The following is a 25328-nucleotide window of genomic DNA, read 5'->3' on the forward strand; positions in this document are numbered from 1 at the left end:
GGGTGTAATTGGTAGAATATTTATTTTTTAAAACATATATATTTTAACTACTGAGGAGATATAGCATAGTAAAAAAGGTAGAGATAGCCCAATTTCTTCATCTATTCGCTTTCGCTCGGGTCTTGGGTTCGCATAGCTATGATTTTCTATAAATAAGTGAAACGCCTTTCAAAATCTATGAAAATCTATGAATCTATGTGGTAAAAAAACATAAAAATTGAATTTCACCCAACGGGTTAAATAACTATTCTAATAATCGATATACAGGATACAAATTATGCGTTTTCTCATAATACGCAGAATTTTTATAAATCCAATCCAATTGGGCTCTTCCATTGGAAGCAAAGTCAGGTTCTGCATTTTTTTTGGCTTCAAAATCACTTTTTAATTTTAAATCTTTTTTTAATAATTCAGCGGCCAAATCTTCAAAAACATAAGCAGAATAACCTTCCTTTTGCTGTAAAATGGCATCAAAGAAATTCCAATTAAAAAAGGAATCCGGTGCTTCCGGTTCTAAGGTTTCCATTAAATATTTTATGCCGGGTTGTTGGGTTGGAATAATATAATCTCCTTTCTTCAAAAGCATTTTGTCTTGATGTATCGAAACTTTTGTAGCAAAATGATTGTAATGCCCTTCATAAGCAGTTGTACTGGTTTTAAAGTCAACAATGCGGTAATAGTCAACGTTTACCAAACTATCTTGTTGTAATGGCTTCATTTCAATTTGGTTGGTTTTTAATAAATCAATCACATTCCACCATGATTTGGGAATGACATAGGCTTTCGGAATCACAACTTCTTTTGAAGGTAAATAATGCGTATAATAGGATATTTGTTTTTCAAACGGCTTTTTAGAATCATAAAACAAACGGTCTTGACCGGTAACATCACTTTTTTTATAACCGGATGCATAACCTAAAAATGGAATCTTTTTTACAATACTACTGTCCAATTTCCATTGAATCGGGTAGTTGGAATTGGTGGTGAATTGCTTCCAATTGTCACTTTTAAGCTTTTTTATTGTAGTGCTGTTCGTCGCTACATAAGCTATGGTTTCCAACATAAATTCATAAGTTACTTTTACACGATCCGAATATTTTTTCAACATATGGGTTTCCGGCATGTAGCCAATTGTACCAAAAAGTGAGGTATAACCCGTGGAATACCTTGGCAAATCCATCATCTGACTAAATCCTTTTTCGGGTGTTGCTCCATAAACGGTTACATAGGGTACACTTTCAATTTTCTTCTTTTTTAGAGCTGCCATCAAAGCAGGCGTCATTTCATCTTGTAAAAACGCACCAATTTTGGTTCCTAGCTTTTGGTGTTGGGTTTGAATGTATGTGAAAACGTATTGATAATCAGCACCATTGCTTACGTGGTTATCAATAAAAACTTCAGGATTCACTTTGTGAAAAATTTCCGCAAAACTTCGTGCATTTTTGGTATCACTTTTCACAAAATCACGGTTTAAGTCGTAGTTTCTGGCATTACCACGAAAACCATACGCTTCCGGCCCGTTTTGATTGGCTCTGGAAAATGAGTTTCGGTTCAACGTGCCACCAATATTATAAGCAGGAATAAAAGCAACAATCGTATTCTTAGGGGCTTTAACTTTTCCAACTGCTAAATCTCTCAAATAGAGTAACGAGGCATCATTACCGTCAGGTTCGCCGGGATGTATGGAATTGTTGATTAAAACTTTACTTTTTGGAGTGGCGACTAATTCAAATTTTTTATCCACATCAAAAAGCACCAAATGAAGCGGTTCTCCGGAATCAGTCAGACCCATTTCAATCATTTTAACGGTTTCAAATTGCTTGTCCAAGAGTTGATAAAAAGCAATCAATTCTTCATAAGTAGCCGTTTGATCGCCATTTCCTTTTTCATAAGGGGTTTGAAATTGGGAGGAATTTTGGCTGTAAGAAGTTAAATAACTTAAAAATATAAGTGAGTATAATATCCGCATAGCATAGTTTTATGTTCTCAAATATATTGACTCTAAATTCAAATTCCAAATCCCAATCTACTACTGTCAAGCTGAACTTGTTTCAGCTTCTAGTTAATTATATCTAGTGTTTCTACAACAAGTTTAGAATGATAATGTAAAAACTCTTTTCGAACTTACACATAACATAAGAATAACCAATCACTAATCACTAATTACCTTTTATTTTCTATTCTCTATTTTCTATTTTCTATTCTCTATTTTCTATTTTCTAAATTTTCACTAATCACTAATCACTAATCACTAATCACTAATCACTAATCACCAATCACCAATCACTAATCACCAATCACCAACTTTTCAACTATCTTTGCAAAATGTACACAAATCCACATTCCACCAATTTGCTTTTGAATTTAGGCATTGAGAGCTTAAACGAGATGCAAGAAACAGCACAAGAAACCATTTTAAATGATGCCAATGTTCTGCTGCTTTCACCTACAGGTTCCGGAAAAACACTCGCTTTTTTATTGCCGATTTTTCAGCTATTGGAATCAGAAAGTACTAGCGTTCAATGTTTAATTTTGGTGCCGTCTCGCGAACTGGGCTTGCAAATTGAAGGGGTTTGGAAAAAAATGGGAACCGATTACAAAGTAAATGTTTGCTATGGTGGTCATTCCATTGATACGGAAATTAAAAACCTATCCAATCCTCCCGCTGTTTTAATTGGAACTCCCGGAAGAATTGCCGATCATATCGATAGAGGAACTTTCAAACTGGATGCTATCCAAACGTTAGTTTTAGATGAGTTTGATAAATCGTTACAATTGGGTTTTCACGAACAAATGTCGTTTATCATTTCAAGATTAACCAAATTGAACAAACGCATTTTGGTTTCGGCAACGGCGGATATTGAAATTCCAAAATATACCGGAGTTTTGCATCCAACGGTTTTAGATTTTATTCCAACAGAAGAAGAAAATAGTAACCTATCGTTGCGAATGGTGGTCTCGAAGGAAAAAGATAAAATCAATTCGCTTTTTAAATTAATTTGTTCGTTGAAATCACAAGCCGCTATTGTATTTTGTAACCACCGCGATGCTGCAGAGCGAATTAGTGATTCGTTAAATGAAAAAGGAATTTATGCCACCTATTATCATGGCGGAATGGACCAAGACGAACGCGAACGGGCGTTGATCCAATTTAGAAACGGAAGTGTCTCCTATTTAATAACCACCGATTTAGCCGCTCGTGGTTTGGATATCCCGGAAATGAAACATGTGATTCATTATCATTTGCCTTCTAAAGAAGAAGAGTTTACACATCGAAACGGTCGTACGGCCAGAATGTTAGCTTCCGGAACGGCTTATGTAATAGCTCACGAAAGTGAAAAGAAAATGGACTATTTAGATTATGGTATGCCGGTTTTAAATGTTGAAAACGCTACTACGTTGCCAAAACCACCCGAGTTTCAAACCATTTACATCAGCGGTGGAAAGAAAAATAAATTGAATAAAATTGATATCGTAGGTTTCTTTTCCCAAAAAGGAAAATTGGATAAAAGCGATTTAGGGTTGATTGAAGTAAAAGATTTCATCTCGTTTGCCGCTGTAAAATCTAAAAAAGTAAAAGAATTTTTAGCCAACATCCGCGACGAAAAAATGAAAGGTAAAAAGTTTAAAATAGAAATAGCCCGAAAAGTAATCAAGAAAGAGGAGGAGTAGATTTTCAGTCGCGGTCGCAGTTGTCAATTCGGATATACTGAAAACTGCGAATGCAAACTATAACTTTACCGAATCCGGAACCAAAACACTATAATCACCACCATTTCGAATGACATCACGAACAATACTCGAACTGATATAAGACGTTTGTGAAGCAGTTAATAAAAACACCGTTTCAATCTTTGATAACTTTCTATTGGTATGTGCAATGGCCTTTTCAAATTCAAAATCCGCCGGATTGCGTAAGCCACGCAAAATAAACCCTGCTTTTTCTTTTTTGCACAAGTCAATAGTTAAGCCTTCATAAGTAATCACTTTTACTTTGGGTTCATCAGCAAATGCGGCTTCAATAAACCGTTTTCGCTGTTCCAACGGAAACATGTATTTTTTTTCAGCATTGATACCAATGGCAATAGTAATTTCATCAAAAAGGGAAACACCTCGCTTGATAATATCATAATGCCCTAACGTAATCGGATCAAATGAACCGGGGAAAATGGCTTTTTTCATAATTTTATATTTATTTGGCCAAAGCCAATTCAATTGCATTTTCAAATAAATCAGCCAGCGAAATTCCGGCTTCACGAGCTTGTTGTGGCAAAATACTTTCTGTGGTTAATCCCGGAATGGTATTCATCTCCAACATATGGGGCTCTCCATCTACAATGATGAACTCACTTCTGGTAAAACCTTTCATTTTTAAAACCTCATAAGCTCTTTTGGCAACAGTTTCAATTTTCAACCGCAGGTCTTCTGAAATTCTTGCCGGTGTAATTTCGGAAGATTTTCCCAAATATTTGGCTTCATAATCAAAAAAGTCATTTTCAGATACAATTTCGGTTATCGGTAAAACAGTGATTTTTCCTTTGTAATTAATCACGCCTACAGAAACTTCCATTCCGTCTAAAAAACTTTCTATGATGATTTCGTTGTCTTCTTTATAAGCAGTTTCAATTGCAGGAAGCAATTCTTCAATAGTTTTTACTTTGGAAATTCCGAAACTGGAACCCGATTTGTTGGGTTTTACAAAACAAGGTAAACCTACTTTTTCAATAATTTGATTGGGATGAAGGACATCACCTTGATTCAGATAAAAAGAAGTAGCCGTTTTGATGCCATACGGTTTTAAAACCGATAACAAATCGCGTTTGTTGAAAGTCAACGCCGCTTGGTAATAATCGCAACTGGTTTGCGGAATACCTAACAATTCAAAATAAGCTTGCATCAAACCATCTTCGCCGGGAGTGCCGTGGATGGCGTTAAAAACAACGTCAAACGTGATTTTTTCAGTACCTATCGTTACCGAAAAATCGTTTTTATTGATTGGATATTCTTGTTCATCGTCAGTCACACAAACCCATTTGTCTTTAAAGAGGTGAATGCGATAAGGCGAAAATTTAGTTTTGTCCAAATAGGTATAGACCACATTTCCACTGGTTAAGGAAATTTTATATTCGCTGGAATAGCCGCCCATGATGATAGCAACATTTTTCATTGTGTTACGTTTGTTTAGGTAAAGTTGATAGAACAAAAATATCATTATTTAAGGAAAGAAAAAACCATTCCTATTTTTATATCTTTGCTACAAATAAAAAAAAATGAGTTTACGTAAATACATCACCAGTAAAGTTTTCTTAAGACAGGTTGCCATTGCACTTACTTTAGTAGTGTTGCTAGTGGTTTTAGTGTTAAATCTGTTGTCGTTTATAACTAATCACGGACAAGAAATTATTGTTCCTAATTTGGCAAATATGACTATGGATCAAGTGGAAAAAAAGTTGGAAGACTTAGATTTGGATTATGTAGTTTTGGATACCATTGATTACAATGAAGAATTTGCCAAGTTTGGCGTGGTGCTACAAGAACCAAAACCGGGTTCAAAAGTGAAAGAAAACCGAAAGATTTATTTGAAAATAAACAACGACAGTTATGCTTATGTGGAGTTGCCGGATATGATTGAAAAAACGTTCCGACAAGTAGAACCCAACTTAAAGGTTTTAGGCCTGGAATTGGGTGAAGTGACCTACAAACCGTATTTAGGAAAAGATATGGTTTTGGAAATGCGAATAAACGGCAAATTGGTAAAACCGGGAACAAAAGTGATGAAAACAACCAAAATCGATTTGGTTTTAGGGGACGGAAAGATAGGATTTGAAGAAGAGTCTCAAGACAGTTTACAAAGTAATTATGATAAGGAATAACAATACAACTAGCGATATAGAATCTGATTTTGAAGAAGAATTATACGAACATTATCGCTTTGAAGCCGGAAAAGGACAAGCTCCGCTGCGAGTAGATAAGTTTTTAATGAATTTGATTGAAAGCACTACGCGAAGCAAAATTCAACAAGCCGCGGCTACCGGTAGCATTTATGTAAATGATGTTGTAGTAAAATCGAATTATAAAGTCAAACCTTCCGACGTAGTTCGTGTTGTTCTGTCGCATCCGCCGTATGTACGTTTGTTGGTGGGAGAAAACATCCCATTAGATATTGTTTTTGAAGACGAACAGTTGTTGGTGGTCAACAAACCTGCCGGTATGGTAGTGCATCCCGGTCACGGAAATTATTCGGGTACCTTAGTCAATGCGTTGGCTTACCATTTTGAAAATTTACCAATGAACAGTTCGGAACGCCCGGGTCTAGTGCATCGAATTGATAAAGATACTTCCGGCTTATTGGTCGTAGCCAAAACCGATTTGGCCATGGCGTATTTGACCAAACAATTTGCAGAAAAAACTTCGGAAAGAGAATATGTAGCATTGGTTTGGGGCAATGTTACAGAAGAGGAGGGAACCATCACGGGAGACATTGCTCGACACGTAAAAGATCGAATGCAAATGGCTGTTTTTCCGGATGGGGAAGGCAAACCTGCTGTAACACATTATAAAGTGTTAGAACGATTTGGGTATGTAACCTTAGTAAGTTGCCAATTGGAAACGGGTAGAACGCATCAAATTAGAGTCCACATGAAACACATCGGCCATACCTTGTTTAATGATGAGCGATACGGCGGTAACAATATCCTAAAAGGAACAACATTTACCAAGTACAAACAGTTTATTGATAACTGTTTTAAAGTCTTACCAAGACAAGCTCTTCATGCCAAAACCTTAGGGTTTGAACATCCAATTACAAAAGAATTTTTGCGTTTTGAAACACCAATTCCAAAGGATATGGAAGAATGTATTGAAAAATGGCGGGTGTATTCGAAATCAAATCAACCGGAAACAGAATAACAACACAAAAAAAAGCGACTCATTTCTGAATCGCTTTTTGTTTTATAATCAATTGATTATGTTAAAATTAGGAGATATAAGTCGTCTTGAAATAGGTACCAAAACGAATCCCTTTACGGTTTGTCATCCCGACGCTAGGAGGGATCCCATAATCCAAATCACCAACGCCAAAAAGAAAATTAATTTTTACAATTTAAAATTACATTCTTGTATTTCCTCTTGAATTTCCTCTACTTTGATTTGACGGAGCTCCTTGACTTCTTTGAGGCTGACTAGCTCTTGCCGAACTACTGCTTCTTGCCGGTGCTCTGTTAGCAGAAGATAGCTGAGACGAACCGCTATTTCGTGGTGCACTCATTTGTGATCGGTTGTTTTGATTACTTCTCGGAGCGTTATACGTTGATGATGTAGTGGCTCTTGGAGTCGCACTCGAACGGTCATTTCTAACTGAATTAGTGGCACTTGGATTTGTTGCTCTCGGTGTTGCAACGGTTCCGCTTGCTCTGTCAGTGGTGGAACGATCATTTCTTACGGAACTGGTAGCACTTGGATTTGTTGTTCTTGGTGTAGAAAACGTACCGCTTGCTCTGTCATTCGAACGATCATTTCTGGAAGTGTTCACATCAGAATTGGTGGTTCTTGGAGTAGCTGTAATTCCATTAGCTCTATCATTTCTTGAAGTGTTCAAACTTGAGTTTGTTCTGGGGGTTGCAGCAATTCCGTTAGCTCTGTCAGTCGAACGATCATTTCTTGAGGTGTTCGCATTGGAGTTTCTTGGCGTAGCTGCAATTCCGTTTGCTCTATCGTTTCCACGTCCTGTATTTCTGTTTTGTGCTAACTCATAACGGTTAGAAACATTTTGATTTCTGGCAGAAAAACTTCGGTTAGGGTGCATTCTCTCATACGAGTTAGCTCGTCTTGATTGGTGCATCGCAATAGCTCTTGTACTTCTTCTGTAGTTCACATAATTACAGGTGTTGTTTACATTGATAAACACATTCACGTTGCTTCTGTAACGGTAATAAGGGTAAGGATTCCAAGCCCAGTAAAATCCGGGATAGTAATTCCAATGCCAAGGTGAAAAATACACATGATATCTGGGAGCCCAAAAGTGAGCATAAATTATAGGTGTTGCATAATAAACCGGTTCGTAGATATAGTTGTTTCCATATAAGAAAACATCTCCAACAACTTGCACTTGCACCGTTCTGTTTCTGTTGTCTTTTTCTACTTCAATAGTAGCAACATCTTGAAAAATGTCGCGTTCTAGTACGGCTTGAATTATAATTAAGTGGGTGTTTCCTTCCATCGATTCAATAACACGTAGGTAATCCACACGGTTGTCATTGTTTAAATCAAGGTTAGAAATTTGCTTATTAGGATCGTTTAGACGATTTTCAAAATCTTCTAAATCTCTGGAATCTCCAAAGATAGTAGCAATAGCTCGTAGATCTAAGTTGTCACTGATATCCATTGAGTTTGCTCTCACGGTTGTTCTGTCTTGTGCCTGGGTAGTAAACCCTACTGCAAAAAAAACAGCACTGAAAAGGATGGTAAGTGTTTTCATGACATTTAATTTATAGAGATAAACTCTGGTTTGATTATCACTATACAATTCTTGTGCCACAAAATCACAACAAAACCATTAGTAGAATTTATATTACAAATAAGTTGCATATTTGAAATAATACTATATTTTTGTGATATAATTTAATAAATATGTCTAAAATTGTTATACTTTTTGTTGTAGTGCTTTCCCTTTTTTCTTGTAAGGAAGAGAAAAAAAAGAAAGAAGAATACAAACGAAAACCTTTCACCGGAGTGATTTTAGATACCCTGCTTCAGGATACTGTTTCAATAAGAGCAATCACTCTTGATAATGATAAAGTATGGTATGCTTCCGATAAAGGAACGTTTGGCTATAGCTTTATTAACAATTCTAAAAGGAAGGACGGCATTATTAGGATGGATTCCATACCGTTACATTTCAGAGGAATTGCCCAAAATTTTGATAATATCTTTTTAATCAGCACCGAAAAACCGGCTGCGATATATAAAATAAGTAAGAAAGATATGTCCAATTATCAATTGGTTTTTGAAGACCTAGCCAACGACGCGTTTTATAACGGCATTCAATTTTGGAATGAAAAGGAAGGCATTGCTTTTGGCGACCCCATAAACAACAAATTAAACGTTATTGTAACGCGAGATGGTGGTGCTACTTGGAATAAAATTGACCCTTCAAAACTACCCAAACTTGAAAAAGACGAATATGCTTTTGCAGCAAGCAATAGCAGCATCACGGTTAAAGGTACTCACACTTGGATTGCAACCGGTGGAAAAAAATCAAGGGTTTTGTATTCTAACGATAAAGGAGAATCTTGGATACTTCAAGAAACGCCTATTGTAAGCGGTAAATCAATGACGGGTATTTATTCTATTGACTTCTACAGCGATACTATTGGTTTGCTGGTAGGTGGTGATTACGAAGATCAAAATAACAATTTCAAAAACAAAGCGTTGACCATAAATGGAGGTAGAAGCTGGGTTTCAGTATCCGACAGTTTGGCTTTTGGCTATTCCAGTTGCGTGCAATTTGTTCCTGAATCGGGAGGTACAATGTTGGTAGCATTAGCTCCAAATGGAATTTACGCCACCAGCGATAGCGGTATCGAATGGATAAAAATTTCCGATGAAAAGGAGTTACATGTATTGAAATTCATCGACAAAAAATCGGCAATAGCTGCAGGGAAGAATAAGATGTTCCGAATAAGGTTTACAACCAATTAATTTTTATTTCCTCGATTAGCTCGGTACTGTCTCAATAGTTTTCTATTAAAATCATCTTCTGCTTTTTTCAATTTGATGATTTTCACCGAACCGATGATGCCCTTTAAATCAGCATTGAGTTTTTTTCGCAATTGAAACAATTCTTCTTCAGTTGCTTCTAAATCGTTCAACAATTGCGTAGCTTCTTTTTCTGAAAGTGTAGCACTGTTTTTTTCAATGGTTTGGTGTAAACTGCGCATCTTTTTATTTCGCAATTCAAAAAAGCGAGCATCAAATTGATTGTAAATAGGCCAAAATTTTTCAGCTTCAGCAGTTGACAAACCCAATTCAGTAGTAATAAAAGCAGTTTTCAAGGCTTTAATTTGGTCTCTGTTTTTCATCTCTTGCGAAAATCCATTCGTGCAAAATAGTACAGTGGCTAAAAATAGGAGGTAGGTTGATTTCATAAGGTATAGTTTAATCTAGTAAATAAATATCAATATTGCTGTTTTGTAATAATGTGTTTTCGAGTGCACTGGGTTCAATTTCATAATCAACTTCCATATTTTTCACTTCCTCTTCACTCAATAGACTTAGTAAATCATAAGAATACATATCGCTGGTGTAGCTTAAATAATGCTCAATGGCTTCACTATTAATTTCATCGGAAGTCGAAAAAGGCAAAGTTTTTATTCCAATAGGCAAAAGCACCGCCAGAAGTAAAACCGCTGCAACCAATTGAAAAACTGCTTTTTTATAAAAAGGAATTACTTTTGGTTGTTGTTCCAACTTCAAAAGAATCTTTTCGGGCAATGCATCAAAGTATCCTTCCGGAGTTTTGAATCCGGGGTTTATTTTAGGATGGTTATCTAATTTAAAATCGCTCATAATGGTAAGACTTAATTTTTAGGTAAAAGTTTAATGGGTGTTCATGTATTCTTCAATTTTTTTCACTGCATGATGATACGAAGCCTTTAAAGCTCCCACCGAAGTGGAAAGTAGTTCCGATAATTCTTCGTAATTAATCTCCTGAAAGTACTTCATTTTAAAGACCAATTGCTGCTTTTCAGGCAATGTGGCTATCGCTTTTTGAAGTTGTAGCTGAATGGCATCGCCTTCAAAATAGACATCAGATTCCAAATTGTTGAGGTGTTTGTTTTGAACTTCTTCAGAACTGATGGTGTTCATTTTAGCTCTTTTATTGATAAACGTTATCGCTTCATTAGTAGCAATTCTGTAAATCCAAGAAAATAATTTGCTTTCCCCTTTAAAGGTATGAATATTGCGAAAAACTTTTATAAACGTGTTTTGCAACACATCATCGGTATCATCGTGATTTAAAACAATGGTTCTGATATGACTGTAAAGCGGTTTTTGGTAGTCAAGAATAAGCTGCTCAAAAGCCCTGTTTTGAGTTTTTGGGTCTAAAAGGGCCGCAATAATTTCTTTTTCGTCTTTCAAAATCCGTATTTGACAGTTTAGACTTTCTCAAATGTAAAAGGTTTAAAAATTACGAAACTTTCTCGTTGATTAGTCCAATTGTTCTGTAATAACAGGAGGTGGCGGAATTGGATTACTAGTCCGAATAGGCAGATATAGCTCCGTTACCCAATGTGAAGGTTTGTTAGATTGCAAATAATTTTGCACATAAATTTCCAAATGCTGTGACGGATTAGCAAGGTCTATGTTATTGGTTTTGCAATAAGCTAACAGTGCTGCCCAAGCTTTTTCAATATGCAAATAATCACCGGTAAACGTCGCTTTAACCGCCTGAAAACGTTCGCTCTTGCCATAAGTGATTTCACTTTCAGGACTTGTAAAAATTTCCTCGTTGATAGGATAACACATTTTTACCTGCATTTCCTTTTTGTCCGTCGGGGTACTTTCAAAAAAGCATAATGGATTCCCGCTCATTTCCAGTTCGAACTCTTCAAAAAAGGTAGCACTTTTCGACAAATAGGAAGGCATATTGGCATAAAAATCGGCTTTTGCAACAGATTTCATTTGTTGTAGAAAGGCCATTTCCGGCACTTCCACAATTCCGTTTACGGTAATTTCAAAATGATTGAGTTCGGCCAATAACACCTTGTCAAGCTGATCCAACGTTTTGCTCATGTCTCTGGCAATTGTTCTAAAACTACCCAAACCGATGAGTTTTAAAAAACGTTCTTTGAAACCTAGATTCCCTTTGATTTTCCACGAAACTTTAGTGTTCTTTTGTGCTGTGGAAAAATGCCATTGCGAACTTATTTTAGCTCCATTCCAATTCAGGTTTTGAGTAATTGAATCGTAAGCTGTAGTTTTTTCGGTAGCAAACGAAATGGCATCCCACGTTGCAAATGACGCTTCACCATAAGTTATATCAGACTGTTTTGTGGGAGCTTTGGCATCCTCAGCATATAAAACCAAAAAAGAGGGCCAATTTGAATAATCGTTGACATAGTTAAAAATGACGTTTTTTTGAAAAGCAATAGTTTTGCTTTTTTCAACTTCAAACGCACCATTTTGGGTGTAAACAAAAATAGCAGCCGCTGCAAAAAGCAACACCAACAACATCAAAATATATTTTATAATTCGCATCAGAATGGAAATTTAGGAGGTCTTATTTTTTTAGAAAATATTTAATCACAAAAAGTAAAGCAATGAACAACAGGAATCCAATGACAACTTTACCACTGCCTTTAAAATGAAAGCGATGCAGTTTTACATCTTTTCGATAGGAGTAAATGAGTACACCAATAAAAGTGATCGCAAATAAAACAGCAAAAATGAGTTGTCCTTTTGTAAACATGGGATAAAATTACTTTTCAACAAAAGTAGTTAATTGTTTTTTAAACCAAAGCAATTTAGCTATCGGGAAATGCATTAATTTTAAGCATTCCTATAAACTGCAAACTATGAAAGAACAAATTAATGCCGTGATCGAATTTCATACGGCTTTTCAAATCGGACATAAAGAACAACCTTCTGTACATTTGGGTGAAAATAAAAACCTATTGCGGTACAATTTAATGAAAGAAGAAAATGAGGAATACCTCGAAGCCGCCATGAATAATGACATTGTAGAAGTGGCCGATGCCTTGGGTGACATGCTCTACATCTTATGCGGAACCATCATCGAACACGGTTTGCAACACAAAATTGAAGAAGTTTTCAACGAAATACAACGCAGTAACATGAGCAAACTCGGCGAAGATGGTAAACCCATTTACAGAGAAGACGGCAAAGTGATGAAAGGACCCAATTATTTCCGACCTAATTTTGAGGAGATTTTTAGATAAAAAAAATCCTCTTTTTCAAGAGGATTTTAATTTACTTTACCTTGACTGTCCAACCAAAAGTGTCGTCGTCAATTTTATACTGAATATTAGTTAATTTTTCTTTTAGCAACAACGCAAAAGAATTTTCTAATTTGGGTAACTCATAATAGGTATCTTGATACGAAAATCCAACAACAGGATTAACAACGGCAGCAGTGCCCGCTCCAAAAATTTCCATTAACGAACCGTCTTTTGACGCTTCAATAAGTTCGGAGACCAATACAGAACGTACTTCTACTGCAATGCCTTCTCAGCTTCCCTAAGTCTGTCAGTTAGCAAGTCGCTCGGCGAATGTCTCTGACTTCGACGCAAAAATTCAACTTTTTTATAAAATCCGCAAAAATCCGCAAAAATCTGTTTCAATCCGTCTAATCCGTGGCTAAAAAAAACTTTATTCACAACTACTAAATCCAAAAAAAATCCCCTTGAAATTCAAGAGGATTTTAATTTACTTTACCTTGACCGTCCAACCAAAAGTGTCGTCGTCAATTTTATACTGAATATTAGTTAATTTTTCTTTTAGCAACAACGCAAAAGAATTTTCTAATTTGGGTAACTCATAATAGGTATCTTGATACGAAAATCCAACAACAGGATTAACAACGGCAGCAGTGCCCGCTCCAAAGATTTCCATTAACGAACCGTCTTTTGACGCTTCAATAAGTTCGGAGACCAATACAGAACGTACTTCTACTGCAATGCCTTCCTTTTTCGCAATTTCAATCAAGCTTTTTCGGGTAACACCATCCAAAATTCGTTCGCTCGTAGGTGCCGTATATAAGGTGTCTTTTATTCTAAAAAACAAATTCATCGTGCCGGCTTCTTCCAATTTGGTATGCGTAGCATCATCGGTCCAAATAATTTGCTGAAACCCTTTTTCATTAGCCAGTTTGGTAGGGTAGAATTGAGCAGAATAATTTCCTGCCGCTTTTGCAGCTCCAATCCCGCCATTTGCCGCTCTACTGTAATGTTCCGCAATGATTACTTTCACTTCTCCCGAATAATAAGAACGAGCAGGAGACAAAATAATCATAAAACGATATTGTGTCGACGGTTGTGCTATAACTCCCGTTCCAATCGCAATCATAAACGGACGAATATATAAAGAGTTGCCTTTTCCTTTTTTAACCCAATCTTTTTCAATTTTTAAAATTTCATGCAAACCATTGATGAAAATTTCTTCCGGTATTTCCGGCATCGCCAATCGCTTGGCAGAATGATTGAAACGTTTGTGGTTTTCATCGGGACGGAATAACCAAACAGCATCGTTTTCATCTTTGTAGGCCTTCATACCTTCAAAGATGGCTTGTCCATAATGAAAAACTTTGGCCGAAGGGTCAATTAAAAAAGGTTCATAAGGTTTTATAAGCGGTTTTTCCCAGGCTCCATTTTTATAATCACAAATAAGCATGTGGTCCGTGAAAATGTTTCCAAAAGTGAGGTTTTCAAAATCAACAGCGTCTATTTTTGAGGTCGAAGCCCTAACTATATCGATTTCGTTGGTAGTGTTTGAAGTCATTAAAATGGTTTTATTTTATATTATATGCTGATAATTAGTTGTTTTTTAGGTGGTTATGCCTCATAAACAACTTTTGACTGATTGAATTGTTCAGATTTTGCTAAAGTAAAAAAATTAAATAGTTTTTTAGGCTATTTCGGTTACTATTTTGAAAATCACCTTTGGTTTTTACGGCAATTTCATAATGAATACTGATTCTAAATTTTAGATAATTTACAAAATAGTTAGACTTTTAGGATTTGATTTGACTATTCTGTTTATTTTTGCAGCATCGTATAAAAATTATAGAAAATGAAAAAAATTATTTTATCGCTTTTAGTTGTCACAAGTTTAATGGCATGCAAAAAAAACGAACCAACCGAAGTTACACCTGAATTTGCCTATGCTTCTTTTGGAGATAGCATTACGGCAGAAGGAACATTAACTAAAGAAGAACTTCTAGATAAATATACCAATTTAAAAGAAGGGGATACCATTGAAGTAAAATTTGCTTCTGTAATCAAAGACGTATGTCAAAAGAAAGGATGTTGGATGAATGTGGATTTAGGGGAAGATAAAAAGGCCTTCATTCGCTTTAAAGATTACGGATTTTTTATGCCGCTAAATGCCGCAGGAAGCGAAGCGATTATGAATGGTAAAGCTTTTGTTTCTGTGGAGTCGGTGGATGTTTTGAAACATTATGCCAAAGATGCCGGAAAATCCCAAGAAGAAATTGATGCCATCACAGAACCGGAAGTAACCTATTCTTTTACGGCCAACGGTGTTTTAATTAAAGAATAATGAATAACATAAATAACCTGCTTGTCCTTTTATTGGTAGTAGTTTTTAGCTCCTGCAAAGAGACACCTGCAGTAGAACCGGATAAGGAAACCACTACTACCGAAAAGAAAAACTTTGAAATGTATAACATGTCAGAAATGGCATTGCTTATGGAGCAAATGTATGTGGACAACGAACGATTGAAAAACCGAATCATAAACGGGGAAGAGGTAGGTGAATTTCCAACGCATTTTTCAAAAATTCACAGTTCAATCATGACCGATCCTTCGGAAAACGATGCCTTTTTTAAAGAACAATCGGTCTTGTTTTTGAAAGCTCAGGAACAAATTTATGCCGATCCTGAAAATGCTGCAACACATTACAACAATGCCATTCAAGCCTGTATCAGTTGCCACGAAGTAAAATGTGGCGGCCCGATTCCCAGAATAAAAAAATTAGTAATTACCACAAAATAATGTAACTTTCGGGTTACATTTTTTTTTACCATGAAACGAGAAATTTTTATAACAACAGATGGCTCCACATCCATTCACATTCCGGAATGGGGGGAAAGCTATCATTCCAAACACGGAGCCATTCAAGAAGCCCAACATGTATTTATAAAAAATGGGTTTTCAATGTGTCGGGACGAAACAATCGCCATTTTGGAAATTGGCTTTGGAACGGGCTTAAATGCGTTCATCACATTTTTAGAAGCAACCAAAACCAAACAAACTGTTGAGTATGTGGGAGTGGAAGGTTTTCCAATCTCCGAGGAAGAAGCCCTGAAAATGAACTATGTTTCTGAATTAAAAGCTACCGAATTTGAAGCTGTTTTTAAAGTATTTCACAAATCAGAATGGGACCAACGTATCGCAATTACGCCCACTTTTAATCTGACAAAACGCAAACAACTTTTTGATCAAATCAACGATATCGAGCAATTTAACTTGATTTATTTTGACGCTTTTGGATATCGGGTACAACCGGAATTGTGGAGCTTAGCGATTTTCCAACGCATGTATGCTGCCTTGAAGCAGGGAGGAATTTTGGTTACCTATGCCTGTCGCGGCCCCATAAAAAACGCCATGAAAGAAGCCGGTTTTCAAATTGAAAAATTAGCCGGACCACCGGGTAAACGGGAAATGTTGAGAGGTACAAAAGTGTGAGTCATACTAGTTTGCCTTGTTATTAAATCTGCCCAATCCGCGTTCTAATCTTTTGCGGCTTTGCTCCCGATATTTATAAGTATTGCGAGAAATTATAAGTAGCACTATTAAATCCGTTAAAATCCGCGTTTGGCGAAGCCAATCCGCTTCATCCGCGTTCTAATCTTTTGCGACTTTGCTCCCGATATTTATAAGTATTGCGAGAAATTATAAGTAGCACCATTAAATCCGTTCAATCCGCGTTCCCATAAAATTCAATTTGTAGGACGAATAAGAAACCCTTTAATCCCCTCAAAAACTTCTTTTTCGCCATTGAAAAAGGTTCCATAACAAGCAACATAAAATCATTACCATTTAGCAGATTAGCAATCAGGGCAAGGGATACCACTCCTAAAGCCTCCAAAAAAAGCAAAGAAAAAGAAAGCCTTTTAGCTAAATTAGAGGATTGGTTAGACTTTAACAATCGTTAAGAAGGAAGTTAATTTTTTGTTTATTTTCGGCAGCAAACAATTTTATTTAGTACTTTCGAGTTATAATCAATATTACCCAACTACTAAAACTAATTTTATGACAAGACCAATGTTTGCTTACACGAAGAAAATTCTTGAAAGCGTTAGTTTTGACCCTAAACTGTTTTGTAAAGAACTTGAAAAAGCAATCAAACAATTACTACCTTATGAATTGGAACAATTACGCGATTGGCTATTGAGTTACACAAAAGAGAAACCCGAATTGACTTATTGTTTAAATTACGTAGAATTATAAAACTAAAGGAGCTTAAACGGCTCCTTTTTTTATTATTTCTTCGGACTGATAATCTGAATGTCCTGAAAGGCAATGGCACCTCTAACAACACCGGTGATAACATGGCGAAGGGCATCGATAATGTGAATTTTCAATTCGTTTTTCGGATAAATCAAACTGACTTCCCTTGCCGGTTTCGGATCCTTAAAATGTTTTAGTTTCCCTTTGTCTTTTTCCTTTAAATCTAAAGTGTGAAGATAGGGCAGAAGGGTAGTGCCTAAACCCTCATTAGCCAATTTTATTAAGGTTTCAAAACTGCCGCTTTCAATATGAAAATTAAATTTATCGACAGTACCCGGGTTGTTTTTGCATAAGTTCAAAATACCGTCTCTAAAACAATGGCCATCTTGAAGCAATAAAATTTCATCCAAAACCAAATCGGAAACTTCAATTTCTTTCTTCTCAAAAACGGCATGACTCTCAGGAATATAAGCCACAAAAGGCTCATAAAACAAGACCACCTCTTTGATTTTTTCTTCTTGCAATGGCGTTGCAGCAATCGCAGCATCCAAATGCCCGTTTTTCAATTTGATAATAATTTCGTCAGTGTTTAATTCTTCAATGATTAAATTGACTTTTGGATACTTCTTAATAAAATTATTTAAAAACATAGGCAACAGCGTAGGCATAATCGTTGGGATAATTCCCAATCGGAAATCACCGCCAATGAACCCTTTCTGTTGATCCACAATGTCTTTTATACGGTTAGCCTCATTAACGATGTTTTTGGCCTGGGTAACTATTTTCAAACCAATATCAGTAAGCTGAATGGGTTTTTTACTTCGGTCAAATATTTGAATACCTAATTCTTCTTCAATTTTTTGTATTTGCATACTTAAAGTGGGCTGCGTAACAAAACATTTTTCGGCTGCTAAAGTGAAGTTTTTGTGTTCAGCTACCGCCAATACATAATGCAATTGAGTTATTGTCATGGTATAATTAATTATAATGCAAATATAAAAACAATCAATTTTAATTATAACACAAACTGGTCATTTTTTTGTAAATTTAAAGTAAATTAAAAACAGTAATTATGAAAATGAACGGCATCGGATTAGACAGTAAGAAAACAGAAATTCTAGCAGCAGAACTCAATATTTTATTGGCAAACTTTCAGGTATATTATCAAAACTTAAGAGGTTTGCATTGGAACATCAGAGGAAAACGATTCTTTGATTTACATGTAAAGTTTGAAGAATTGTATAACGACAGCCAACTGAAAATTGATTTAATTGCGGAACGAATTTTAACATTGGGAGGAACGCCTTTGCATACTTTTGAAGAGTATATCAAACATAACAAAATGCAAGTAGGTTTCAACATTTCAAAAGACGAAGAGGCAGTCAACTTGATTGTCATGTCGTTGACGCAGTTATTAAAAATCGAACGTGTAATTTTAAAGCAATCCGGAGAAGCAAATGATGAAGGAACTAATGCAATGATGAGCGATTTCATCAAAGAGCAAGAGAAAACAATTTGGATGATGAATGCGTGGTTGGACGTTGAATTGTAGTTAAATTTTAATTAAATTTAAGATTTTCACTCGGATTTATCTTTCTAAAAAACTATTTTTGCATTTGTGAAGACAGTAACTACAATAATACTTTTTTTGTTTGTATCCTTTATTTCATTACCCACCATCATTGGGTATATGAATAATGATGCCGATTTGTCCTTGGTATTTAGTATATCTGAAGAAGAAGAAACCAACAAAAAACTGAATGTTAAAGAGTTTATCAAAACCAACAAAGAAGTTTTTACTTTAAAAGAAGAACAACAAGCTTCTAAAAAAATCATTTCCGAAAACAACATCCAACACGATGAAGTGTTAGACGAAATATTCTCTCCACCTCCTGAAGTATAATGGTTAATTGGCGTATTTTTTAATACTAAAACTAAGACATACATTATATTTTTAAGGTAAATGACAAAAAAAATAAATCTTTTGGCACACCTCAAATCTGATTTTGCATCAGGTTTGGTGGTATTTTTAGTAGCTCTTCCGCTTTGTTTGGGAATTGCTTTAGCTTCCGGAGCTCCACTCTTTTCCGGTATTATCTCCGGAATAATTGGAGGTATCGTGGTCGGGTTTTTGAGTAAATCACACATCAGTGTTACAGGTCCGGCTGCCGGACTAACAGCAATTGTTTTAACAGCAATTACCGATTTAGGGGCTTACAACATTTTTTTAACCGCCGTAATTATGGCCGGTTTAATCCAGTTGATATTAGGGTTTCTGAAAGCAGGAAGCATCTCCAATTACTTCCCAACTAACGTTATTGAAGGAATGTTGGCAGGTATCGGAATTATTATCTTCCTAAAGCAAATTCCGCATGCGGTTGGCTATGATAAAGTGACAGAAGGTGATACTTCTTTTTTTGAAGCCGGAGGATCTAATGTGTTTCAAACCTTAATCGATTCGTTCAATTACATCAACTATGGTTCAATAATCATAACAGCTGTAGCATTAGCAATTTTAATTGGTTGGGACAAAGTTCCGGCTCTAAAGAAATTAAAATTAGTGCCTGCCGCACTTATTGCTGTTTTCTCAGGGATCATTCTGAATGAAATTTTTATCAGAACGGGAAGTTCGCTTCAAGTGTCAAATGACCATTTAGTGGCATTGCCAACACCATCTAATTTGTTAGAGTTCAAAGAAATGTTTGTGTTTCCTGATTTTTCAGTTGCAACACTTTCAAACCCAAAAGTATGGGTTGTAGGTGTCACAATTGCCATAGTAGCATCCATTGAAACCTTATTATGTATTGAAGCTTCAGACAGAATGGATCCCTACAAAAGATATACAAATACCAATGTGGAACTAAAAGCTCAAGGTATTGGTAACTTTTTAAGTGGTTTAATTGGAGGATTACCAATGACCTCTGTAGTAGTGAGATCTTCTGCAAATGCAAATGCGGGTGCAAGAACTAAAGCTTCTGCAATCATACACGGACTTTTATTAATGATTAGCGTATTAACAATTGCTGCATTCTTGAATAAAATTCCGTTAGCAACGTTAGCCGCCATTCTATTGTTAATTGGTTATAAATTAGCAAAACCAAGCATGTTCATGCATTTTTGGGAAAAAGGAAAATACCAATTCATACCTTTTATTGCAACCGTTCTGGCAGTTGTACTTTTAGATTTATTAAAAGGGGTGGCTTTAGGGATGTTAATCAGTATCTTCTTCGTTTTGAGAGGAAATTACAAAAGAGCCTATTTATTTAGAAAAGAAGAATACCATGATGGTGATGAAATTCACATTGATTTGGCACAAGAAGTTTCGTTTTTAAATAAAGCCGCAATTAAAAACACATTAAATAATATTCCTGAAAATTCTAAAGTAATTATTAATGCTTCTGATACCGTTTATATTGCACATGATGTGTTAGATTTAATTCAAGAATTTAAAACCATTCGAGCAAAAGAGGATCATATTAAAGTAAAATTAGTTGGGTTTAAAAAGGCCTATAATTTAGACAATACAGATGATGGGCAACATGTAAAAATGACCGCAAAAAAAGCAAAAGACGAAATTAATTTAAACTAATTAGAACGCATTGGGTGCAACTAACATAATATTGTCTTTTCAAACATAATATGTTTTAACCACATAGCATAGTAAAAAAAAGAGGGGTAGTCCAATCATTAGGTTCACATAGCTATGATTTTCTATAAATAAGTGAAAACGCCTTTCAAAATCTATGAAAATCTATGAATCTATGTGGTAAAAAAAACATAAAAGTTGAAGTACACCCAACGGATTAATCAGAAAGTAAATTAATTTAAAAATAACAAACATAGACTAGAGTAGTATGAAAACATTAACAAAAGAAATGCAAGATGCAATTTCTCCTTCAATGGCGTTAACGCTATTAGAAGAGGGAAACAAAAGATTTGTAAACAACTTAAAAGCCAATAGAAACCTTTTACAACAAGCCAACGAAACATCAGACGGTCAACATCCGTTTGCGGTAATTCTAAGCTGCATCGACAGTAGAACATCGGCCGAATTGATATTCGATCAAGGTCTTGGAGACGTTTTTAGCGTACGTATTGCTGGAAACATTATTAATGAAGATATTTTAGGCAGTATGGAGTTTGCTTGTAAAGTAGCAGGTTCAAAAATTATTGTGGTGTTAGGACATACCAAATGTGGTGCTGTAAAAGGAGCATGTGACCATGTTGAAATGGGAAATCTTACAGCGTTACTTACTAAAATCAGACCGGCTGTTGATGATGAATTGGATACAAAGGAAAATAGAAATTCTAAAAATTCAGATTTTGTAGAAAATGTCGCGACCATTAATGTAAAAAGAAGCGTTAAATCAATCATGGAAAGAAGTACAATCTTAAAAGAAATGATTCAAAGCGGACAAATTGGTATCATTGGAGGAATGCATGACATTACAACAGGAGAAGTAGTATACTACCCTGAAACCAAATTCATTGCTTCTTAAAATACGAAGCGAAAGTAATGCAATCAAAATTCTAAATAGAAAGCCACTTTTTAGTGGCTTTTTTAATAATCTGTTTGCTCCATAAGGACAGGCTATGATAAAAAACAAATTATAGTTGTTTCTTGTCACAGAATATGGTTTCGAGAAAAATCAATTTAAACCAAATAACAAAAAAATGAGCGAGTTTTATAAAAAAATAATAGACAACAACAAAAAATGGGTAGATAGCAAATTAAAAGTAGACCCTGATTTTTTCAAAGATTTATCCAAAGGTCAAAACCCACCATTATTATGGATTGGCTGTTCCGACAGTCGCGTACCGGCAAATGAAATTATTGGAGCAACACCCGGCGAAGTTTTCGTACACCGTAATATTGCAAACATGGTGATTCACTCCGATATGAACATGTTGAGTGTACTGGATTATGCAGTAAATGCCTTAAAAGTGAAACACGTGATTGTTTGTGGTCACTACGGTTGTGGTGGTGTAAAAGCCGCAATGGGAAACAGTTCAATTGGCGTAATTGACAACTGGATCAGACACATCAAAGATGTCTACCGTTTCAACCAAGCCGAACTGGATAGTATAGAAAATGAAGAAGAACGTTTCAATAAATTTGTAGAACTAAACGTTAAAGAACAAGTTTTTGACTTAGCAAAAACATCCATCGTACAATCAGCTTGGAAAGCTGGACAAGATTTAACCATCCACGGTTGGGTGTACGGACTAAATTCTGGTTACGTCACCGACTTAGGAGTCAACTTCAAAAACAACGACGAGTTAGACGAAGTATACCAATTAAAATTCTAAAATAAAAAGCCACTTTTAAGTGGCTTTTTATTTGGGTTTAAATTTTAGTTGCTAATGCAAGCACAATGTCATTAAGGTAATGATTTTGTAATTTATAAAAGAAAAAAGGTCTTGACAAGGATACGCTAAACCTACATTTTTAGTACGTTTTTTTGCGACTTTGTTCCCTATATTTACCGGGATTGCTAGAAAAAAATAAGCTTATCTTAATGAATTTGACCACACGAATCCTTTCGTGGGAACTAACTTTATAATTTCTTTGAAAAGTTTTTCCTATTTTTGAATTAAATCATAAACTGGAGTTGATACTATAATTCTCTTTACTCCGCGTTCTCTTATAATTTATTGACGTTAATTCATTTTATCTGGTAAGATAATAAATGAGAAAATTTTATAAAATATGGTTACAGTAAAAAAAATAATTTTAATTCTTCTTTTGTTCCCATTTTTTGGCTGGTCTCAGAAAACTAATTTTACGGATGAACAAATAGAATTCGGCGATAAATTCTATGAAAAAATGAAAAATACTAATCTTACTGAGGAAGAGTTTATTCCAGAAGTTCAAGATGCCTTAACAAAAGTGCCCTATTTTCCTCCTTTTGTACACTCTTTGTTAATAGCAAAGTTTAATCTTCGAGATTTTAGATTTATAAATGATTATTGCAGTCGTTTGGATGACAATTATTTATCTACTTTTCAACCTATACTAGATGAGGTTTGTGCCTGTGGTTACTTTTTTAATAGAGATAATCATGGATTAATTCATAGGATAATTCCGTTGATTAAGGATAAAGACACTAAAGAGTTATTTTTAACGGCTTATTATTTGGGTATAGAAGATTATAAAGAATTTATAAAACTTGGTAAATCATCTTTGTCGAAAAGTTATGATGAAAGGTTGCATATGATACTTGCATCTCAATTGTTAGGTGATTTTATTGCAATATTGCACCAAAATGAAAACGCAAAAGAGTTGGCAGCATTTAGTAGAGACTTGAAAGAATATGAAGCGACTATTTTTTCATCAGATTTAAGCATACCTATTTATTATATTTTGATTCAGTCTACCATCTTCAACTATGATTTCGTAATGGCAGAAAAGCTGATTGATTATGTTAAAAAACAGGACGTTGATAATTACAAGTATTTGCATCCTATATCGGCATTGTTTTATAGCCATAGAGGTGAGGAACGTTTGACTTTTGAAGCTTTAGAACAAGCCTTCGATTTAGAAGATTCAGCTTTTGAGAGAATCACTATGGCAGAAAATGTGAGTTTAGATATTTTCAGTTCCTATTCAATGTCGATAAGAAAAATAGAAGATTATAAAACCAAAGAAAGATTAGTCAACCAAGCGATAACCTATTTTGAAAAACGAGAGGAGTATAAGATTAGGTTTAAACTTTATCAAAGTTTGTTGTATGCGTCAAAAGATATTGATAAAGGACGAGCCATTCTAAAAGAATGCGAACCTTATTTAATAGATCAAAATTTGAAGGATATTGATTATATGCTCCGAATAGAAAATGAACTAGCTAAAGAAAATCCAAATTATAGAATGGTTGATGACTTCATGCAAGAGTTAACACCTTACAAAAATATTCCTGAAGTAATTTTTCAGAGAATTGTTTATCAATTTAAAGTAAATTATAATTCCAAAAAGCCTGTTTTTAGTCTAAAGGAAATGGTGGAAGAACTTGATAAATTACTAAAATATCCTTTAATCAAAGAAGCCAAACTAAAATATTTGCGTTTTAAAATAATAATAATAGGACAAAAAGACAGAGAATGGGCTAAAAGAGAATTAGAAAAATTGCCCGAAGATGAAGCCGAAGAAATTATCGGAGATTTTGAATCTACAGCAAATAATTCTCAAAAAGCTACTGATATCTTAATTTCTAACACGAATGAATTCAAAGATTTTAAAGAGAATAGCAACCTTATTCATGTAGGTTATATTAATGCAATAAGAATAAAGAAATGAAAAAAAAAGCATACTATTTATTTTACTATGAATTTCCTAAAAACATAAGAGTGTATATATTTGATGATATTTACTAGTTGCACGCTATTTTAAAAAAAACGTTAATGAAGACTTTACAGTTAATATTCAATATACTTTTGTTTTTCTGCTTGTATTCATGTTCATTAAAATCAAAATTAGCTTATGATAACATCGAGTTTGAAAAAGCTACTGAGATTGTGAATTCAAATTATAAACTTTTAGAACCTGATAGTTTTATTGACATTTCATTCATAGTATGGAAAAATAAGTATCGTAGAAATGAAATACTAAGTGTTGACTACTCAAAACCTCATATCACAAAAAATGGCAATACACAGGCAAATGATAGCATTCCAAAATATTTAATTGATTTCTGCGAAAAGAATGAGCTAACCAACATTTGCCTTTACAGTTTAAAAGACAAAAGTAAAAAAGTGTACTCTATACTTGAATTTCGTAAAAATCAAACAAAAAAGAATGAAACAATATCTTATATAATAACCAATAATGAAGAATTTAATTATTTTGGATTGAGAAAGAAAATCTTAATTGGTCAAAATACATATTTTGTGATTTTTAAGAGTCATAGTTTAAACCAATAAAAACAGCGTGCAACAACCGTAACTGTTGCACAACCTTTTCAAAAAACTAAATTTTCATACTACTCATAATAAAGAACCTCGTTTAGTGCTTTCTAAGCGAGGTTTGTTTTTTGAAGGAAGTTAGTATTCCTAAAAAAAGTAAGGCTTAGAAAGTACCTTTTTACGTTTAAAATAATGGTTTTTAAACATGTTGATAGCTTT

The 25328-nt window shown here is 34.8% G+C and carries 26 protein-coding genes and 1 pseudogene; 16 read left to right on the forward strand and 11 right to left on the reverse strand.

Going from position 1 to position 25328, the window contains the following annotated elements:
• Positions 1-244: 244 nt before the first annotated feature.
• Positions 245-1969, reverse strand: a complete 1725-nt coding sequence (locus IEV15_RS13295; RefSeq protein WP_188363024.1) for a M14 family metallopeptidase — start codon at positions 1967-1969, stop codon at positions 245-247.
• A gap of 356 nt (positions 1970-2325) precedes the next feature.
• On the opposite strand from IEV15_RS13295, the gene IEV15_RS13300 reads away from it, so the two are divergent.
• Positions 2326-3672: a DEAD/DEAH box helicase gene (locus tag IEV15_RS13300; protein ID WP_188363025.1), complete on the forward strand. Its 1347-nt coding sequence runs from the start codon at positions 2326-2328 to the stop codon at positions 3670-3672.
• Between the two features lie 57 nt (positions 3673-3729).
• Here the strand turns inward: IEV15_RS13300 and coaD are convergent, their stop codons facing one another.
• Together coaD and IEV15_RS13310 are read right to left on the reverse strand one after the other, a co-directional pair.
• Entirely contained in the window at positions 3730-4182 is a 453-nt protein-coding gene (gene coaD / locus IEV15_RS13305; protein WP_188363026.1) for a pantetheine-phosphate adenylyltransferase, read from the reverse strand.
• Positions 4183-4192: 10 nt separating this feature from the next.
• Complete coding sequence (locus IEV15_RS13310) at positions 4193-5167, reverse strand: D-alanine--D-alanine ligase (protein WP_188363027.1); 975 nt, start codon at positions 5165-5167, stop codon at positions 4193-4195.
• Positions 5168-5270: 103 nt separating this feature from the next.
• Between IEV15_RS13310 and IEV15_RS13315 the strand changes: the two genes are divergently transcribed.
• A complete protein-coding gene (locus IEV15_RS13315) occupies positions 5271-5873 on the forward strand; it encodes a PASTA domain-containing protein (RefSeq protein ID WP_188363028.1) in 603 nt (200 codons plus the stop codon).
• On the forward strand, positions 5860-6909 hold the full coding sequence (locus IEV15_RS13320) for an RluA family pseudouridine synthase (RefSeq protein WP_188363029.1): 1050 nt from the start codon (positions 5860-5862) through the stop codon (positions 6907-6909). The genes IEV15_RS13315 and IEV15_RS13320 overlap by 14 nt, the downstream gene beginning before the upstream one ends.
• 199 nt (positions 6910-7108) lie before the next feature.
• Here IEV15_RS13320 and IEV15_RS13325 read toward each other — a convergent pair whose 3' ends face one another.
• Positions 7109-8476: a relaxase family protein gene (locus IEV15_RS13325; protein ID WP_188363030.1), complete on the reverse strand. Its 1368-nt coding sequence runs from the start codon at positions 8474-8476 to the stop codon at positions 7109-7111.
• Positions 8477-8628: 152 nt separating this feature from the next.
• On the opposite strand from IEV15_RS13325, the gene IEV15_RS13330 reads away from it, so the two are divergent.
• The gene (locus tag IEV15_RS13330) at positions 8629-9699 is read left to right on the forward strand and encodes a WD40/YVTN/BNR-like repeat-containing protein (protein WP_188363031.1); all 1071 of its coding nucleotides are present in this window, start codon (positions 8629-8631) and stop codon (positions 9697-9699) included.
• Here IEV15_RS13330 and IEV15_RS13335 read toward each other — a convergent pair.
• The 4 genes from IEV15_RS13335 to IEV15_RS13350 form a co-directional block, all read right to left on the reverse strand.
• The gene (locus IEV15_RS13335) at positions 9696-10145 is read right to left on the reverse strand and encodes a sensor of ECF-type sigma factor (protein ID WP_188363032.1); all 450 of its coding nucleotides are present in this window, start codon (positions 10143-10145) and stop codon (positions 9696-9698) included. The genes IEV15_RS13330 and IEV15_RS13335 overlap by 4 nt on opposite strands.
• A 10-nt stretch (positions 10146-10155) precedes the next feature.
• Positions 10156-10566 carry a hypothetical protein gene (locus IEV15_RS13340; RefSeq protein ID WP_188363033.1) on the reverse strand — a complete coding sequence of 137 codons (411 nt, stop codon included), beginning with the start codon at positions 10564-10566 and terminating at the stop codon, positions 10156-10158.
• Between the two features lie 30 nt (positions 10567-10596).
• Positions 10597-11139 carry an RNA polymerase sigma factor gene (locus IEV15_RS13345; protein ID WP_188363034.1) on the reverse strand — a complete coding sequence of 181 codons (543 nt, stop codon included), beginning with the start codon at positions 11137-11139 and terminating at the stop codon, positions 10597-10599.
• A gap of 69 nt (positions 11140-11208) precedes the next feature.
• The gene (locus IEV15_RS13350) at positions 11209-12258 is read right to left on the reverse strand and encodes a GyrI-like domain-containing protein (RefSeq protein WP_188363035.1); all 1050 of its coding nucleotides are present in this window, start codon (positions 12256-12258) and stop codon (positions 11209-11211) included.
• A gap of 317 nt (positions 12259-12575) precedes the next feature.
• Here IEV15_RS13350 and IEV15_RS13355 point away from each other — a divergent pair, with 317 nt between their 5' ends.
• Entirely contained in the window at positions 12576-12959 is a 384-nt protein-coding gene (locus tag IEV15_RS13355; protein WP_188363036.1) for a pyrophosphohydrolase domain-containing protein, read from the forward strand.
• Positions 12960-12990: 31 nt separating this feature from the next.
• Here the strand turns inward: IEV15_RS13355 and IEV15_RS13360 are convergent.
• Positions 12991-13248, reverse strand: a pseudogene (locus tag IEV15_RS13360) (branched-chain amino acid aminotransferase); the annotation flags it as partial.
• Positions 13249-13446: 198 nt separating this feature from the next.
• Positions 13447-14517 (reverse strand): branched-chain amino acid aminotransferase, encoded by a 1071-nt coding sequence (locus IEV15_RS13365; RefSeq protein ID WP_188363037.1) that lies wholly within the window; start codon positions 14515-14517, stop codon positions 13447-13449.
• Between the two features lie 291 nt (positions 14518-14808).
• Between IEV15_RS13365 and IEV15_RS13370 the strand changes: the two genes are divergently transcribed.
• From IEV15_RS13370 to IEV15_RS13385, 4 genes are all read left to right on the forward strand, one after another.
• Complete coding sequence (locus IEV15_RS13370; protein WP_188363038.1) at positions 14809-15297, forward strand: DUF4920 domain-containing protein; 489 nt, start codon at positions 14809-14811, stop codon at positions 15295-15297.
• Complete coding sequence (locus IEV15_RS13375; RefSeq protein ID WP_188363039.1) at positions 15297-15752, forward strand: hypothetical protein; 456 nt, start codon at positions 15297-15299, stop codon at positions 15750-15752. The genes IEV15_RS13370 and IEV15_RS13375 overlap by 1 nt, the downstream gene beginning before the upstream one ends.
• 30 nt (positions 15753-15782) lie before the next feature.
• The gene (mnmC2, locus tag IEV15_RS13380) at positions 15783-16445 is read left to right on the forward strand and encodes a tRNA (5-methylaminomethyl-2-thiouridine)(34)-methyltransferase MnmC2 (protein WP_188363040.1); all 663 of its coding nucleotides are present in this window, start codon (positions 15783-15785) and stop codon (positions 16443-16445) included.
• A 567-nt stretch (positions 16446-17012) separates the two neighbouring features.
• On the forward strand, positions 17013-17210 hold the full coding sequence (locus IEV15_RS13385; protein ID WP_188363041.1) for a hypothetical protein: 198 nt from the start codon (positions 17013-17015) through the stop codon (positions 17208-17210).
• Positions 17211-17242: 32 nt separating this feature from the next.
• On the opposite strand, the gene IEV15_RS13390 is transcribed toward IEV15_RS13385, so the two are convergent.
• Positions 17243-18181 carry a LysR substrate-binding domain-containing protein gene (locus IEV15_RS13390; protein WP_188363042.1) on the reverse strand — a complete coding sequence of 313 codons (939 nt, stop codon included), beginning with the start codon at positions 18179-18181 and terminating at the stop codon, positions 17243-17245.
• Between the two features lie 101 nt (positions 18182-18282).
• Here IEV15_RS13390 and IEV15_RS13395 point away from each other — a divergent pair, with 101 nt between their 5' ends.
• The 7 genes from IEV15_RS13395 (at position 18283) to IEV15_RS13425 (ending at position 25127) form a co-directional block, all read left to right on the forward strand.
• Complete coding sequence (locus tag IEV15_RS13395; RefSeq protein ID WP_188363043.1) at positions 18283-18762, forward strand: Dps family protein; 480 nt, start codon at positions 18283-18285, stop codon at positions 18760-18762.
• A gap of 66 nt (positions 18763-18828) precedes the next feature.
• The gene (locus tag IEV15_RS13400) at positions 18829-19113 is read left to right on the forward strand and encodes a hypothetical protein (protein ID WP_188363044.1); all 285 of its coding nucleotides are present in this window, start codon (positions 18829-18831) and stop codon (positions 19111-19113) included.
• A gap of 60 nt (positions 19114-19173) precedes the next feature.
• Entirely contained in the window at positions 19174-20799 is a 1626-nt protein-coding gene (locus IEV15_RS13405) for a SulP family inorganic anion transporter (RefSeq protein WP_188363045.1), read from the forward strand.
• 265 nt (positions 20800-21064) lie between these two features.
• A complete protein-coding gene (locus IEV15_RS13410; RefSeq protein WP_188363046.1) occupies positions 21065-21709 on the forward strand; it encodes a carbonic anhydrase family protein in 645 nt (214 codons plus the stop codon).
• A 175-nt stretch (positions 21710-21884) separates the two neighbouring features.
• Complete coding sequence (can, locus tag IEV15_RS13415; RefSeq protein WP_188363047.1) at positions 21885-22520, forward strand: carbonate dehydratase; 636 nt, start codon at positions 21885-21887, stop codon at positions 22518-22520.
• Between the two features lie 400 nt (positions 22521-22920).
• Positions 22921-24504 (forward strand): hypothetical protein, encoded by a 1584-nt coding sequence (locus IEV15_RS13420; RefSeq protein ID WP_188363048.1) that lies wholly within the window; start codon positions 22921-22923, stop codon positions 24502-24504.
• 104 nt (positions 24505-24608) lie between these two features.
• Positions 24609-25127 (forward strand): hypothetical protein, encoded by a 519-nt coding sequence (locus IEV15_RS13425; protein WP_188363049.1) that lies wholly within the window; start codon positions 24609-24611, stop codon positions 25125-25127.
• Positions 25128-25328: the final 201 nt, after the last annotated feature.

The sequence above is a fragment of the Flavobacterium orientale genome (genome assembly GCF_014638005.1).
Classification (GTDB): domain Bacteria; phylum Bacteroidota; class Bacteroidia; order Flavobacteriales; family Flavobacteriaceae; genus Flavobacterium; species Flavobacterium orientale.